The 15,850-nt window shown below is 66.0% G+C and carries 10 protein-coding genes; 4 read left to right on the top strand and 6 right to left on the bottom strand.

Going from position 1 to position 15,850, the window contains the following annotated elements; genetic code table 11:
• Positions 1-7: 7 nt before the first annotated feature.
• The 4 genes from ACTIFF_RS09170 to nth all read left to right on the top strand — a co-directional run bounded on the left by ACTIFF_RS09170 (position 8) and on the right by nth (position 3,267).
• Positions 8-1,024, top strand: a complete 1,017-nt coding sequence (locus ACTIFF_RS09170) for an RnfABCDGE type electron transport complex subunit D (protein WP_439536542.1) — start codon at positions 8-10, stop codon at positions 1,022-1,024.
• Positions 1,021-1,815 (top strand): electron transport complex subunit RsxG, encoded by a 795-nt coding sequence (gene rsxG, locus ACTIFF_RS09165; RefSeq protein ID WP_439536541.1) that lies wholly within the window; start codon positions 1,021-1,023, stop codon positions 1,813-1,815. The genes ACTIFF_RS09170 and rsxG overlap by 4 nt, the downstream gene beginning before the upstream one ends.
• A gap of 82 nt (positions 1,816-1,897) precedes the next feature.
• Complete coding sequence (gene rsxE / locus ACTIFF_RS09160) at positions 1,898-2,590, top strand: electron transport complex subunit RsxE (RefSeq protein ID WP_439536540.1); 693 nt, start codon at positions 1,898-1,900, stop codon at positions 2,588-2,590.
• Complete coding sequence (nth, locus tag ACTIFF_RS09155; RefSeq protein ID WP_439536539.1) at positions 2,590-3,267, top strand: endonuclease III; 678 nt, start codon at positions 2,590-2,592, stop codon at positions 3,265-3,267. The genes rsxE and nth overlap by 1 nt, the downstream gene beginning before the upstream one ends.
• A 172-nt stretch (positions 3,268-3,439) precedes the next feature.
• Here the strand turns inward: nth and ACTIFF_RS09150 are convergent, their stop codons facing one another.
• From ACTIFF_RS09150 to ACTIFF_RS09125, 6 genes are all read right to left on the bottom strand, one after another.
• Positions 3,440-6,781, bottom strand: a complete 3,342-nt coding sequence (locus ACTIFF_RS09150; RefSeq protein ID WP_439536538.1) for an EAL domain-containing protein — start codon at positions 6,779-6,781, stop codon at positions 3,440-3,442.
• Positions 6,781-7,224, bottom strand: a complete 444-nt coding sequence (locus ACTIFF_RS09145; RefSeq protein WP_439536537.1) for a response regulator — start codon at positions 7,222-7,224, stop codon at positions 6,781-6,783. Before ACTIFF_RS09145 ends, ACTIFF_RS09150 begins: the two co-directional genes overlap by 1 nt.
• Positions 7,221-10,253 (bottom strand): PAS domain S-box protein, encoded by a 3,033-nt coding sequence (locus ACTIFF_RS09140; protein ID WP_439536536.1) that lies wholly within the window; start codon positions 10,251-10,253, stop codon positions 7,221-7,223. The genes ACTIFF_RS09145 and ACTIFF_RS09140 overlap by 4 nt, the downstream gene beginning before the upstream one ends.
• Entirely contained in the window at positions 10,250-11,233 is a 984-nt protein-coding gene (locus ACTIFF_RS09135; RefSeq protein WP_439536535.1) for an ABC transporter substrate-binding protein, read from the bottom strand. Before ACTIFF_RS09135 ends, ACTIFF_RS09140 begins: the two co-directional genes overlap by 4 nt.
• A 98-nt stretch (positions 11,234-11,331) precedes the next feature.
• Positions 11,332-14,619, bottom strand: coding sequence for a PAS domain S-box protein (locus tag ACTIFF_RS09130; protein WP_439536534.1), 3,288 nt, complete (start codon positions 14,617-14,619; stop codon positions 11,332-11,334).
• Positions 14,603-15,724 (bottom strand): response regulator, encoded by a 1,122-nt coding sequence (locus ACTIFF_RS09125; protein WP_439536533.1) that lies wholly within the window; start codon positions 15,722-15,724, stop codon positions 14,603-14,605. The genes ACTIFF_RS09130 and ACTIFF_RS09125 overlap by 17 nt, the downstream gene beginning before the upstream one ends.
• Between the last annotated feature and the right edge of the window lie 126 nt (positions 15,725-15,850).

Genomic DNA, 15,850 nt, shown 5'->3' with positions numbered 1-15,850 from the left:
GACTCCGATGTACAACTCGCCCTATCTCCGCCAGAACACCAGCGTGCGCCGCGTCATGGTGACCGTGCTCGTCGCCATGCTGCCGGCCATTGCCGTGCAGGTGTGGCTGTTCGGCATCGGCCTGCTGCTGCAGATCGCCCTCGCCAGCGCCACTGCGCTGGCCTGCGAAGCCGCGATGCTGTCGCTGCGCCGTCGACCGGTGGCGCGCGCACTGGGCGACGGCAGCGCCCTGGTCACCGCCTGGCTGATCGCCGTCTGCCTGCCGCCGCTGCTGCCCTGGTGGATGATCATCATCGGCACGTCGTTCGCGATCATCATCGGCAAGCACCTGTATGGGGGCCTCGGCCAGAATCCGTTCAACCCGGCCATGCTGGCCTATTGCGTGCTGATCATCAGCTTTCCGGCGCTGATGTCGCAGTGGCCCGGGCTGCAGGGCGGCGACCCGGCCACACAGCTGCACTGGGTGCTCGGTGGGGAGCGCGCACTCGACGCGGTGACCGGCGCCACGCCGCTGGACGCGCTGCGCACCGGGCTGCTCGGCAACGCCGACGTCTCCGCCGTGATGCAGTCAGCGGCTTTCGGTCACGTCGCCGGCGCCGGCTGGGAATGGGTCGCACTGGCCTGGGGCGCAGGGGGCCTGCTGCTGCTCGCGCTGCGCATCATCACCTGGCACATTCCGGTCGCCTTCCTCGGCGCCATGGCGCTGGTGTCCGGCGTGACCTGGCTGATCGATCCATCGCACTACGCCAGCCCGGCTTTCCACCTGCTGGCCGGCGGCACCATGCTGGGTGCCTTCTTCATTGCGACCGATCCGGTGTCGGGCGCCACGACGCCGCGCGGGAAACTGATCTTCGCGGCGGGCATCGCGCTGATCGCCTGGCTGATCCGCGCCTTCGGCGCCTACCCGGACGGCATCGCGTTCGCAGTGCTGCTGCTGAACATCTGCGTGCCGCTGATCGACATCAAGACCCAGCCGCCCGTGTTCGGCCACAAGGTCGAACCGCCGGACGGAGGCGCCCGATGAGCGACGCGGAGCGCGACACCCCGGCGACGCCACCGGCTGCCGATCCGGCACCGGCCGAAACGCCACAGAACGAGCTGACACCGCCGGCCAGTGCGGCCGGCACCGCCGCCCGGTCGGCCCTTCTGCTCGGCACCTTCACGCTCATCTTCACCGCGCTGATGGCGCTCACGTTCGAAGCCACGCGCGAGCCGATCCGCGCATCGGTCGAAGCGCGCCGGCTCGAGCTGATCGCGCAGGTGCTGCCGCAGGGCGACTACGACAATGCACTGCTGACCGACATCGTGCAGGTGCCGACGCTGCCGGCGCTGGGCATCGCCGGACCGGTCACGCTGCATCGCGCGCGACGCGGCGCAGATCCGGTGGCGCTGGTGTTCGAGGCGCAGGCGCCCGACGGCTACAGCGGCGCGATCCGCCTGCTGATCGCGCTGCGTGCCGACGGCACGCTGGGCGGCGTGCGCGTGGTCGCGCACAAGGAAACGCCCGGTCTGGGCGACTACATCGATCCGGCCAAGGACCGCGCCACGCCGAAGTGGATCGCCCAGTTCGCCGGCCGCGACACCGCGCAGGCGGGCAGCTGGGCCGTGCGCAAGGACGGTGGCGACTTCGCCTACATGACGGGTGCCACGATTTCGCCACGTGCCGTCGTGCGCGCCACCGGTCGTGCGGTGGCGGCGATCGCGCCCGTGCGCGACGCGTTGTTCGACTTGCCGGTGGGCGCCGACGCGGGCAAGGTACTGGCGGAGAAGGACGCGCGGCGGATCGATGCGGAAGCGCCGGATGAGGGACGCTGAATGCTGCGGACGGCCGGAACCCGGATCAGCCTTTTTTTGCCCATTCCGCGAGAATCCGCGGTGAAGACAGGATCTGCTCACAATGAATCTTGAAGAACGCACAGCGTACGGCGACATCGGTCGCAAGGGCCTGTGGGAAAACAACACCGCGCTGGTGCAACTGCTCGGCCTGTGTCCGCTGCTGGCGGTCAGCAATACGCTGGTCAATGCGGTCAGCCTGTCACTGGCGACCGTGCTGGTGATGGCGCTGGCCAGCGGCGCCGTGGCGGCGCTGCGCACGCTGATCCCTTACGAAATCCGCATCCCGGTGTTCATCCTCATCATCGCCGCGCTGGTCACCTGCCTGGACCTCGCATTCAACGCCTGGCTGCACGAGCTCTATCTGGTGCTGGGCATCTTCATTCCGCTGATCGTCACCAACTGCATCGTGCTGGCGCGGGTGGAAGCCTTCGCGGCGAAGAACTCTCCGCTGGCCGCCGCGTGGGATGGTGCGGCGATGGGCGTCGGCCTGCTGTGGGTGCTGGCGCTGCTGGGCGGCGCCCGCGAACTGATCGGCGCGGGCACGCTGTTTTCGGGTATCGACATGATCATTCCGGGCGCGCAGGCATTCAGGCTGCTCGGTGACGACTACCCCGGCCTGCTGATCGCCATCCTGCCGCCCGGTGCCTTCATCCTGCTCGGACTGCTGATCGCTGCGCGCAACGCGTGGGTCGCGCGCGCCGCGGCCGCCCGTCCGGCGGCACCGCACGCTCCGGCGGACACGGCGTCTGCCTGATGGGGGCGCGGGTCAGCAAGCTCGCACGCGCCGACATCCAGACGATGTTCGAGCGCTGGCGCGCCGCCAACCCGCATCCGCAAAGCGATCTCGAATACGGCTCGCCGTTTCAGCTGCTGGTGGCCGTGGTGCTGTCGGCGCAGGCGACCGACAAGGGCGTGAATGTCGCCACGCGCCGGCTGTTTCCCGTGGCGCCGACGCCGGAAGCCATGGTCAGCCTGGGCGTCGCCGCGGTCGAGGACATCATCAAGACCATCGGCCTGTTCCGCGCCAAGGCGAAGAACGTCGTGTCACTGTCGCACCAGCTTCTGGAGAAGCATGGCGGCGAAGTGCCGAACGACCGCGCCGCGCTCGAAGCACTGCCCGGCGTCGGCCGCAAGACGGCCAACGTGGTGCTGAACATCGTGTTCGGCGAGCCGACCATGGCGGTCGATACGCACATCTTCCGCATTTCGAACCGCATCGGCCTCGCGCCCGGCAAGGACGTCGTCGCGGTCGAACAGGCACTGCTCAAGGTGGTCCCGAAGGAATTCATGGACCACGCCCACCACTGGCTCATCCTGCACGGCCGCTATACCTGCACCGCACGCAAGCCGCTGTGCGGTCGGTGCAACATCACCGACCTGTGCCGGTTCAAGGACAAGAACATCGGGATAAGCATTCAGCAGGCGCAGTGATCTGTGGGAGCGGCGGTCCACTGCTGGCCTTGCATGGCCAGCCGGCTCTGCGGGCGGCGAGCAGTGCTCGCCGAAACCCCCGCGCCGCCCTCGCCGCGATGTGCACGCTGATCATCGACCATCGCTGCTCGATCGCGGCGAGGCCGCCGCTCCCACAGGTGTCCGTGCCCCATCAGCCCTGCAGGAAACGCATCGCGAATTCTTCGCCGGGCAGCGGCTTGCTGAACAGATAACCCTGCCAGGCATCGCAGTCGCGTTCTTTCAGGAATGCGAGCTGGTCGGGGGTTTCGACGCCTTCAGCCACGACGCGCATTTTCAGCGTGTGCGCCATGGCGATGATGGTGGCGGCGATTTCCATGTCATTGCGGTCGTGCGGGATGTCGCGCACGAAGCTCTGGTCAATCTTCAGCACGTCGATCGGAAAACGCTTCAGGTAGGCCAGCGACGAGTAGCCGGTACCGAAATCATCGATCGACAGCGCGATGCCGAGCGCCTTGAGCTCGCGCAGCCGCATTTCGGTTGCGGCCTGTTCGCCGGCCAGCATCGATTCGGTCAGTTCGAATTCGAGCCAGTCCGGGCCGATGCCGAACTCCGCCATCAACGCGGCCACGCGCTGGGCGAGATCGGCCTGCTGCAGCTGGCGCGCCGACAGGTTGACTGCCACCGTCAGGACGTGGCCGGCGTCGCGCCATGCGCGCACCTGGGCACAGGCCGCGCGCAATACCCACTCACCGATCGGCACGATCAGACCGGTTTCCTCCGCCACCGGAATGAAACGCGCCGGTGAAATGACGCCCTCTTCCGGATCGATCCAGCGCACCAGCGCTTCGGCGCCGGTCAGCCGGCCGCTGGTCATGTCGACCTGTGGCTGGAAATGCAGCGTGAATTCGCCGCGCTCCAGCGCACGGCGCAGCCGCGTGTCCAGATGCAGCCGGTCCTGCGCAGCGCGGCTCATGGCTTCGGTGTAGAAGCGGAACGCGCCGCGCCCCGCCTCTTTGGCCTGGTACATGGCCACATCGGAATGCTGGATCAGCTCGGTCACGTTGCGGCCGTCATCCGGAAAGACCGAAATGCCGATGCTCGCACCGATGTAGATTTCGCGTCCCTGGCTCAGGCTGAACGGCGCCGTCAGCAGGTCGATCAGCATCTGCGCGACGATCGCGGCGTCTTCCGGCACCGACATTTCCTCGATCAGCAGCACGAACTCGTCGCCGCCCAGACGGGCCAGTGTGTCGACCTCGCGCAGGCGGCTGCGCAAACGCTTCGCGATGGCGGCCAGCAGTTCGTCGCCGGCCGGGTGACCCAGACTGTCATTGACGTTCTTGAAGCGGTCCAGATCGATGAACAGCAGCGCGAGATGGCAGCGGCTGCGGGCGGCGCGTTCGATCGCATGCTGGATACGCGACTGCATCAGCAGGCGATTCGGAAGATCGGTCAGCGGATCGTGGTGCGCCAGGTAGTCGAGCTTGGCTTCGGAGCGCTTGAGCTGGCTGATGTCGGTCATGACCGAAACATAGTGGCTGGGCGCGCCGGCTTCGTTGCGCACCGTGCTGATGGTGAGCAGTTGCTGGTAAAGCTCGCCGTTCTTGCGCCGGTTCCACACCTCACCCTGCCAGTTGCCGCTGTCCAGCAAAGACGTCCACATAGCCTGGTAGAACGGCGCGTCGTGGCGCCCGGACTGCAGCATGCGCGGTGTCTGACCGATGGCTTCGAATTCGCTGTAGCCGCTGATGTGGGTGAATGCGCGATTGACGGCGACGATCTGCGCGTCGAGATCGGTGATGAATATGCCGTCGCGCGTGCTTTCGAACACCGCGCCAGCCTGCCTGAGTGCGGTGGCTGCGCGCACTTTCTGCACGGCCAGGCCGGTGATGCGGCTGAAATCGTTGATCAGCTCCAGCTGCGCGGCATCCGGCAGACAGGGTGTGTCGTGATAGAGCGCGAAGGTGCCGAGCACGCGCCCGTCCTTGTCCTTGTAGGGCACGGACCAGCAGGCACTGAAGCCGCCCAGGCGCGCCAACTCGACATGAGACGCCCAGTCCGGGTGCTCGAACACATTCTCGACCAGCACGGTTTCGCCCGCCCAGGCCGACGTACCGCACGAGCCCATGCCTGGCCCCGGCAGCACGCCTTCGATCGCCTGCAGATAGCGCTCGGGCAGCGAAGGCGCGGCGCCGTTCACAAGCCGGCCGCTCACTTCATGCAACAGCTGGATCGACACGCGCGTCGACGGTTCGATCGCCTGCATGCGCAGCGCGATCGCTTCGAGAATGACGGACAGCGGTTCGGCGGCAACGATGCGGTCAAGCACTTCGGCACGCGCCTCGCCGATCAGTGCGGCGCGCTTGTCGGCGCTGATATCGGTCCACGAGCCCACGAATTCAGCGCCCGAATCAACGCTCTGACCGACCCGGCGCAGTTCGTCGCGCACCCAGATTTCGCTGCCGTCACGCCGCTTGAAACGGTAGTCAAGGCTGAGATGCCCGTCCAGCAGGAGACCTTCGGAGCGCGCCAGCGCGGTGTCGCGGTCCTGCGCATGCAAGCCGGTCTGCCACCAGCCGGGCGTCAGTACTTCGGCCACCGTATAGCCAAGAATGCGGGTCACGTTCTCGCTGACCCACGACGACTGGTACTCGCCGTCCTGCAGGCGCAGGCTGTAGACGATGGTCGGACTGGCCGCGAGCAGTTGCGACATGCGCTGGTTGGTGGCGTTGAGACGTTCGCTTTCGAGCACCAGTTCGGCCCGGCGATGGACCTTCTCCAGCGTGGCAGGCAGTTCGAACAGATAGCCGGGATGCTTGACCAGATAGTCGTCGACACCCAGATGCAAGGCGCTGGAGGCCAGCTGCTCGCTGTCCTGACCCGCCAGCATGACGATGGGCAGGGACAGCTCACGTTCGCTGCGGATCAGCTTCACCAGATCGAGCCCGGTCGTTTCGTCAGGCAGTGCGTCGATCAGCAAGACGTCGAAGTTCGCGTCGACCTCGGAGCGGGCCTGCAGCCGCTTGATCACCGCATCGGTCCCGCCGGTGCTTTCCAGCCGGATCTGCGGCGCATGCCTGAGCAGATGAGCGCGCATCCGTTCCACGTCGTCAAGGCTTGATTCGGTGCACAACACGCGGATCGGCCGGTCGCACCGGGCCGACATCGAGCGGTGCCGCAGCAAGGCCGCATCAATCACGCACGGCAGCCGTTCGAGGTAAGCGTCGGATTTGATGAGGTAGTCGTCGGCGCCCGCCTTCAGCGCGGCAATCGCCGAACTGCCGTCGCCCGACCCGGTCAGCACGACCACCGCGACCGGCATGGCGCGCTCCCTGACGTGAGCCAGCAATTCAAGCCCGCTGCCATCGGGCAGCTTGAGGTCGGTCAACAGCAGATCGATCCCAGCGTCGGCGAGACGCTGGCGTGCGTCCTTCAGCGTGGGCACGATTTCGATGTCCAGCCCGCCGCGGCGCAGCGCCCGCTGCGTCAGATCCGCGTCAAACTCCGAATCTTCAGCGTAAAGAATGCGCATCAGATCGGCGGCTGGTTGAGTTCGAACCAGTAACGTCCGATCTGGCCCGTCGCTTCGACGAAACGATCGAAATCCACCGGCTTGACGATGTAGGAATTGACGCCCAGCGAATAGGCGTCCAGCAGGTCACGCTGTTCCGCGGACGAACTCAGCATGACCACCGGAATGCTGCGATGCACCGGATGGCGCTTCAACTGGCGCAGTACCTCGAGGCCGTTGACGCCCGGCAGGTTGATGTCGAGCAGGATGAGCCCGGGCGGCGGCTCGCCCTTGTCCCAGCGCTGCATGAAATCGAGCGCCGTTTCGCCGTCGCGCGCCACATGCACCGGTCCGGCCAGCGGGTCGCGGGCGAAGGCGCGACAGGTCAGATCGATGTCGACCGGGTTGTCCTCGACCAGCAGGATGGGCGGGGCCGCTGACGGCTGGCGGGTGGCGGGATTCATGCCGGAAACTCCAGATGGAAGGTGGCGCCCTCGCCCGGCGCGCTCTCTGCCCAGACGCGGCCGTCCATGCGCTGCATGGCCTTTCGCACGAGCGCAAGCCCCACGCCGGTGCCCGAGAAGTCTTCGTTGCGGTGCAGCCGCTGAAAGATTTCGAATATCCGCTCGTGGTACTTCATGTCGAAACCGATGCCGTTGTCGCGAATGCTCAGATGGGCGCGCCCGTCACGCACCGCCGCCTGCAGCGTGACGATGGCGGGACGGGCATCGCGACTGAACTTCAACGCATTGTCCAGCAGGTTGCGAAGCACCATTTCGACTCCCTGATGATCGGCACGTACGGTGATGGACGGCACCTCGCCCACGATCTGTACCGACGCCGCCGCGATTTCATCGCAGCGACGGTGCAGCACATTGCGCATGACCTCGCTCAGGTCGACCCGGCTCGCTTCAAGCGAACGCCGCTCCATGCGCGAGTAAGCCAGCAGATCCTCGATCAGGGCGTGCATCTGGCGTGTGCCGTTCCGGATGTTGGCGAGGAAGCGCTGCCCCTGTTCGTCGAGGCGGTCGCCGTAGTCCTCGAGCAGAATCTTGCTGTAGCCGTCGATACCGCGCAAGGGCGCCTTCAGGTCATGCGACACGGCGTACGAGAAGGACTCCAGCTCCTTCATCGCATCCGACAGCGCCTGCGTGCGGTCGGCGACGCGCTGTTCGAGGTCACGGTTGAGCTCGCGCAGGCTGTCCTGCGTTTCGCGAAACTCGGTGATGTCGCGTGCGATGCCAAGCACACCGACCAGTGTGCCACCCGCGTCCCGCATCGGCGTCTTGATGGTCTGCAGCAGCATCCGCTCACCGGTGTCCCGCATGTTCACCCACTCTTCGTTGACGCTGTTGTGACCGGTGCGCATCGCGCGTTCGTCATGACTGCGGAAGAGGTCGGCTTCTTCCTTGCTGAACAGTTCGTAATCGGTCCGGCCGAGCAGTTCGGCTTCCATCCTGCCGCACAGACGTTCGAACTGCCGGTTGCACGACAGGTAGACGCCTTCCGGAGACTTGAGCCACACCAGATCGGGCAGCGTGGCAAACAGGGTCCGCAGGTGGGTGCGCTCCTGCTCGACCGCACGCTCGGCGTTCCTGCGAGCAGTGATGTCGACATCCATGCAGACCATGATCGGATCCTTGTCCAGCCCGGGGATGCTGAACAGCGTCGCTTCGATCCAGCGTGGTGAACCGTCGCGGTGCCTGACCAGATACTCGGACGGTCCGATGGACTGTCCGCTGCGCACGATCTGCGCAAACGATTCACGGAACGCGTCGGCCTCTTCCCGCGTGTGCATCAGGGTGTCGATGCTGCGCCCGATCGCCTCATCCGGGTGCCAGCCATACAGCCGTGTGGACCCGCCGTTCCAGTACAGCACAAGGCCTTGCGCGTCGAACCATTGCACCGCCACGTTCGGCGCCTGCTCGAGCGTGGCGCGCAGCCGCTCCTCTGACGCGCGCAAGGCGTGCTCGGCTTCGAACTGATACGTGACGTCGAGCAGCGTGCCGACGTACTTGACCACACCGCCCGCATCGTCGGTCACCATTTGCACGCTGGGTCGAAGGTGTCGCACAGGCCCGATCTCCGGCGAGGTGCGATGGACATACACGGGCACCTCGGTCGCGCCCTCTGCGAGCAGACCCATCACGCGCCCCACGAGATCACGGTCGTCCGGGTGCAGCAGACTCAAATATCGCTCGGGCTCGGGCAGCCCATCGGCCGGATCGAGACCGAAGAACGCGTACATCTGTTCCGACCACCAGCCTCCGCCGGTGGCTCTGTGAAACTCCCAGCTGCCCAGGCCGGCGATGCGCTCCGCGGCGCTCAGGCGGTTCCGCTCAAGCTTGAGCGCCTGTTCCGCCTCGTGCCGCGCCGTGATGTCCTGGATGACTGCCAGGTGATAGTCAGGCTCGGTACCGGGCGCCCACAGCGGCGACACGCTCAGCGCGACCCAGATGACGCGGCCGTCCTTGTGGAACACCCGCTTTTCGAGCGAGAACTCGCGGATATCGCTGCGCTTGAGCGATTCGAGCAGCGCAAGGTTGCCAGGCAGATCCTCCGGATGCGTGAGGCGCATGAAATCCAGACCGCGCATCTCCGCTTCGTCGTAGCCCATGATTTCGCTGTATTTCTTGTTGACCGACATGAAGTGGCCGCGGCGGCTGTCGATGCGTGCCACCCCCACGCCCGCCTGCTCGAACATGGCGCGGAACTGCCGCTCGCTGTCCAGCAACGCTGCATGCTGCGCCTGCAAGCGCACCGCCATGTCGTTGAATGCCGAACCGATTTCAGCGAGTTCATCGCGCCCGCCGAGATCAACGCGCGTGTCGAGCCGGCCCTGTCCAAGCGCCCGCGCAGCATTGGTCAGTTGCTCCGCACGGCGGAACCAGATCAGGTGCAGGAACAGCGACAGCAGCAAGGACCAACAGAGGATCAGCACCGCATGCCGCCACAGTTCAAGCCGGCTCGCGTGCAGTCGCTGGCTGAATGGCTGCGTCAGGTCCGAACGCACCAACAGCTGGTGGCCAGCCTCGAGGGACAACAGGCCGATCAGCGCCGCACGCGACGCATCCACCTCGACACGCAGCGAGTTGTCGAGCGCGCGCGGCGCATCAAGCAGCACCGCACCACCACGGGTGTCGGCCGCGAGGATATCGGACAGCGACAGGCCCATATCGACACGTGCAAGGGAAGCGACAACGCGGCCGCCGGGAGCTGTCAGGTAGGCGTGCGTCAGATGCGGGCGCAATGCCAGCTCCGCCACCGCACGCCGCAGCTGCAATGGCCTGTTATGCAGGATGAGCTCATCGAGCGCCGACTGTTCTATACCCAGCCGCTCGACCAGCAACTGCTTCTGTTCCTGTTCCACGCGCTGGCGGTAGTCGGACCGCTGCAGCATGTGGTCGAAGCCGACCATCATCAGCGCCACCACGGTGATCAGCGCCGGCACCAAAGTGCGGGCAGGCAGGCGCATCACCCGACGCAGGGTCATGGTCGCTTCTCCGCGGCCAGTACATCCGCCGCAATGCGGCCGTCGAACAGCTTGGTCCAGTCAGGTTCGGTCATGATGCGCTGACTGGCCTTCAGGTCGCTCACCAGTTGTCCGAGCGCCAGCGCGCGGGCGTCGGGCACCGCATCGAACAGCACCGTGCTGTCTTCCAGCGTCAGCAGGCGCACATTTTCGAGTGCATGAAGGTAGGACGCGGTGTCCAGATCAGTGCCGGCGGCCAGCGTGCGTGCCGCCGCCTCCGGCTGCGCCAGCAGCGCCAGCCGGCCATCCTCGAAGGCACGCACCAGGGCACGTACCTGAGCCGGCCGGGCGCTCAGCGCTTCGCTGCGGACCACCAGCACGTCGACCACCTCACCCTGCATGCTGGCACTGTCGAGCAGCACGCGGTAACCGCCCGCCACCAGGGTGGACAGGACCGGTTCGAAGGTGATGACCGCATCGACGCGTCCCCGCGTCAGCGCGGCCTCGTGCTCAACCACCGGCAGCCGCGAAAGTGCCAGCGCATCACGCTGCAACGCACCTGCTTCGAGCAGGCGCTGCAGCATGACATCGGCCAACGCGCTGTTCTCCATGCCGATCCGTGCGCCTTTCAGTGACGCAGCCGTCGCAAAACCGGGCTGCGCAACGACGGCGTCGGCGCCTTTCGACAGGCTGAGGATGGCCACCACCTTGATGTCAACGCCCGAACTCGCCAGTTCGATCGCTTCGGCCAAGGTCAGGCCGGCCGCTTCGAGCAGCCCGTTCCGCAGCTGCCGCGCACTTTCGCTGCTCGATTCGAGTTCGACGATGCGCAAGGCGGCCGGATCGGTCAGACCGCGCTCGCGCGCCAGAACGAGCGGGTCGTAACCCAGCCAGGGGTTGAGGCCGACCCGCAACGGCAACAGCGGGGGATCACTGCACGCGGTGAGCGCCAGGCAGACAGCCAGCAGCATGAAGGATCGAGACACTACGCGAAGGCGCATTTCGGATCGGGCAGTTCGCTGGCGATGTGAAGAAAGATGGCTTACAAAATTTTACGTTGGACAGGTCACAGTGTGCCGCGTTTCCCCGAACTTGCCACTCAGTTCCAATTGCGCTGGCTCAAATTCTTCGCGGTCAGCAACGCGGCGTCGTAGTCGAACGCGGACAGCTCGCGCTGCAGGCGCCTTCCGGGCTCGCCCAGTGCATCGATCACCGACGACGACTCCCGCACCAGCACGCGGGCGCGCGTGTCACCCGCTTCAAGCAGGGGCAGCAGACTTTCGAGCAGGCCGTGCAGCGCCTCCGGATCGGGATCGCCCGCCGATTCGACGGGTGGGGCAGGCGCCAGGCGCGGCCTGCGCGCATCGAGCCAGCGCAGCAACATGCCGTAGAAATCGACCGGTTCGACCGGCTTGGAAATGAAATCGTCCATGCCGGCATCCGCACAGGTGCGCCGGTCCTCGTCAAAGGCATTGGCGGTCATGGCGAGGATGGGTACCGAGCTCCAGCCAGGCAACCGGCGCAGGCGACGCGTCGCCTCGACGCCGTCCATGCGCGGCATCTGCATGTCCATCAGCACCAGGTCGTAGCGCGTATCGCGAACGCGCTCCAAAGCCTGGACGCCATCCTCGGCGATATCGGCAACGAGGCCCGCCTCTTCCAGAAGGGCGAGTGCCACCTCGCGATTGATGGGGTTGTCTTCGACCAGCAGGATGCGTGCGTCGGCGTACCGGGTGCGCAGACGTCCCGCCGCGTCGTCCGGGCGCTCGCTGGCGGCGCGCGCGGTGGTCTGGCCATCATGCAGCGCCAGCCGGGCCGTGAACCAGAAGGTGCTGCCCTTGCCCGGTTCGCTCGTCGCACCGGCGTCGCCGCCCATCAGTCGGGCCAGCTGGCGCGTGATCGCAAGCCCGAGGCCGGTACCGCCGTAGCGGCGGGTGGTCGAAGGGTCGGCCTGCTCGAAGGTGCTGAACAGCCGGCCGAGCTCGGCCGGCGCAACACCGACTCCGGTATCGCTGACCTCGAACCGGATCATCACCTTGCCGCCGACCTGTTCGGCGCCCTCGTCCACCCGGCGCGCCGTCAAGGTGATGCCGCCGCGCTCGGTGAACTTCACGGCATTGCTGAGGTAGTTGAGCAAGGCCTGACGCAGGCGGATCACATCGCCGACCAGCAGCGACGGAACGTCTTCACTGCTGACGTGCAGATAAAGACCCCGCTCGAGCGCGCGTTCGAGCAGCATGGACCGCATCTGGTCGAGCAGCGAATCGATGCGGAATTCCACCGCTTCGAGTTTGAGCTTGTCGGCGTCGATCTTCGACAGGTCGAGTACGTCGTCGATGATGTGGCGCAGGTGGCCGGCCGCATCCTCGATCTTGGTCAGCCGCTCGCGCTGTACTGCATCGAGCCCGGAACGCGACAGCAGATGGGCCAGCCCGACGATGGCGTTCATCGGCGTGCGGATTTCATGGCTCATGTTCGCGAAGAACAGGCTCTTCGAGCGGTTGGCCGCCTCGGCGGCCTCCTTTGCGAGCGCCAGTTCCGACGTGCGGCTGAGCACCAGTTCTTCGAGCCGGTTGCGGTGGCGCTGCAGCTCTTCCTCCATGCGCTTGCGTTCGGAAATGTCCTGGGTGACCGTCACGTAGTGACTGATCTGGCCGTCCGGCTGACGGATCGGCGTCATGCCCAGGTATTCCAGCGCTTCCCGTCCATCGGTGCGACGCACCGTGAATTCCCCTTTCCAGGCGCGCCCCTCGTCGAGCGCCAGCCGCATGGCGCGGGTCGGATGCGCGTCATCCTGTTCGGACGGCATGTACAGCGAACGCAAGTCACATCCGATCAACGTGCTGCGCCCCAGCCCGGACAGTTTCAGGTAGGCGTCATTCACATAGGTGACACGCCCGGACGCATCGGTGATGACGATGCCGGCAGGATTCTGCTCGACCGCCTGCGACAGCATGTGGATCGACTGCTCGGCCCGCTTGCGGTCGGTCACGTCCTGCAGCGTGCCGCGCAGGCGCACCATCCGGCTGCCGTCGCTGACCGGGGAACCGACCGCCCGTACCCACTTTCGACGGCCGGTCGCGCTGGTCATTTCCAGTTCCAGATCGTAGGGCTGCGCCGCGTCGATGGCCGACCGGATGGCCGCTTCGAGGCGGCGGCGATGTTCGCCGTCGAAACGTTCCAGCCCGCTCGCCAGCGTTGCCTCGTCGCCCGGAGCGATGTCGTGGATGCGCATGACCTCGTCAGTCGAACTGACGCGACCACTTGCCACGTCCAGCGACCAGGCGCCGATATGCGCCATTTCGCCCATTTCGCGCAGCAGTTCTTCCCGCTCCTTCAGGGCACTGGCCACCGCCGTGCGCTCGGTGATGTCGGCCAGGATGCAGTGCGTGCAGACGAACTTTCCGTCAAGGTCCCGCTGGATGCGACCGACCAGCCAGACGACGACTTCATGACCATCGCAGTGCTGCAGCCGGATCTCGCGTTGCGCCTGCCCTTTCTGCAGGAAGCTGGCGAAGCACGACAGGAAGTCATCGCGCACACCAGGCATCCATACATCGCCGAACAGGCGGCCGATCAGTTGTTCCGGCGCATAGCCGATCAGTTCGCACAGCACGGGGTTGACGCTCAGAAAACGGCCCTGCTCGTCGAGCGACTGATAGGCGACCGGAGACTGTTCGAACAGCGAGCGGAAGCGCGCCTCGCTCTCGCGCAATGCGGCTTCGGCGCGGAAGCGATCGGTGATGTCGCGCGCCACGCCATACAGCCCGATCACACGGCCCGATGGATCGTGCATCGGGCCTTTGGTGCTGAGGAAGACACGTTCGCCATCGGCGGTGACCAGCCTTTCCTCGAAGCGGATGACCTGGTTCTGCTGCATCACCCGGCGGTCGTTTTCCATCACCTGCTGCGCTTCGGCCGGCGGATGCACCGAGCGGTCATCGCGGCCGAGCACGGCCTCTTCGGTGGTGTTCAGCAGACGGCAGGATTCGGGATTGAACAGCAGATAGCGCCCGTCGGTGTCCTTGGCGAACATCGGGTCGGACGAGCTGTTGACGAAGGAATCCAGCAATGAAGTGGCCTGCCTGCGCTCGGCCTGCAGACGCATTTCTCGATCAAGTACATCCATCGTTCCGCTGACCAGGCGCCGCATCAGCAGATACAGCGCCACCGCAGTGATGGTGACGAAGAACCATCCCTTGAAGATGCTTAAGCGGGTGCGGGCAGGACCCTCGGGCGTGACCATCTCGAGCGCCTGGTCCGACAGCAGTATCCACAGCCCCGAAATGATCAGATAGCCGAGCACGACGTTGAGCACGCCGCGGCTGGCGCGCTGGCGCGCCACAGCCAGATCCTGCCCCACCTCGTGGTCAATGGGCGTCGGCATGACGCTGAGCGATGTCGATGAAGTGGTCGTAGCACGCGACGAAGGCGTCCACCACGTCCGGATCGAAGTGGGTGCCGCGTCCGGCGAGGATTTCGCGCTTCACCCGGTCGGCCGGGAAGGACGCCTTGTAGACCCGACAGGTGCTCAGGGCGTCGAACACGTCGGCCAGCGCCATCAGCCGGGCCGACACCGGGATCGCGTCGCCGGCCAGCGCGTCCGGGTAGCCGCTTCCGTCCCAGTGCTCGTGATGCCAGTGCGCGATCTCCTTGGCCAGCGAAAGGAAACCGACCGGCTCGCCATCCCCCGGCCCGCTGCGATCCCGCTCGGCCCGCTCGATCGCCTGAGCGCCAAGAAAGGCGTGGGTTTTCATCGTGGTCCATTCGGCCGGATCCAGCTTGCCGCGCTTGTGCAGGATGTGATCCGGGATACCCACCTTGCCGATGTCGTGCAGCGGTGCCGAACGCGCCAGCAGATCGATGTAGGCCGGCGTCAGCGTGGATGCAAAGCGCGGGTGCGCAGCCAGATGTTCGGCCAGCACGCGCACGTAGATCTGCGTGCGCAGGATGTGCGCGCCGGTCTCCTGGTCGCGCGTTTCAGCCAGTTCGGCCAGGGCGCGAATGCTGACCGCCTGATTGCGGTCGTTCTCCGCCATCCGCCGCGCGACCTCCTGCTCCAGCCAGGTGTTCTGGTCACGCAGCACGTCGCGCGCCATCTTGGCCTGAAGCTGGGTGCGCACACGCGCCAGCACGACCAGCGGCTTCAGCGGTTTGGTAATGTAATCAACTGCCCCGCGCGCCAGCCCGGCCTCTTCATCGCCAGCGCCTGCAAGCGCCGTGACGAAAATGACCGGGATGCCGCTCGTGGCAGGATCGGCACGCAGCGCATCGAGTACGGCGTAGCCATCCATGCCGGGCATCATGACGTCGAGCAGGATCAATGACGGCGCATCCGCGTCCTGCGCAAGGCGCAGCGCTGACCGACCGTTGTTCGCCGCCTTCACGCGATACCCCGCTGCACGCAGAAGGCCATCCAGCACGTCTAGGTTTTCCGGCATGTCGTCGACGATCAGTATGCTCGTCGCGTCCGGCGCACCTGTTTCGCTCATGTGACACGTAATGAATTGACAGGTCACCTAGCTTGCACCGCGACGCCGCCGGTACGCAACCCGAAATCGGCCGGGATGCCGTCAGTTTTCGATTTTTGCAGGAAACGGTTACCCGACAGGCCTCAG

Origin of the sequence: Methyloversatilis sp., assembly GCF_051861465.1 — a bacterium.
Taxonomy (GTDB): Bacteria; Pseudomonadota; Gammaproteobacteria; order Burkholderiales; family Rhodocyclaceae; genus Methyloversatilis.
The sequence above is the reverse complement of the archived record's forward strand: the minus strand, read 5'-3'. Positions and strand labels throughout refer to the sequence as shown.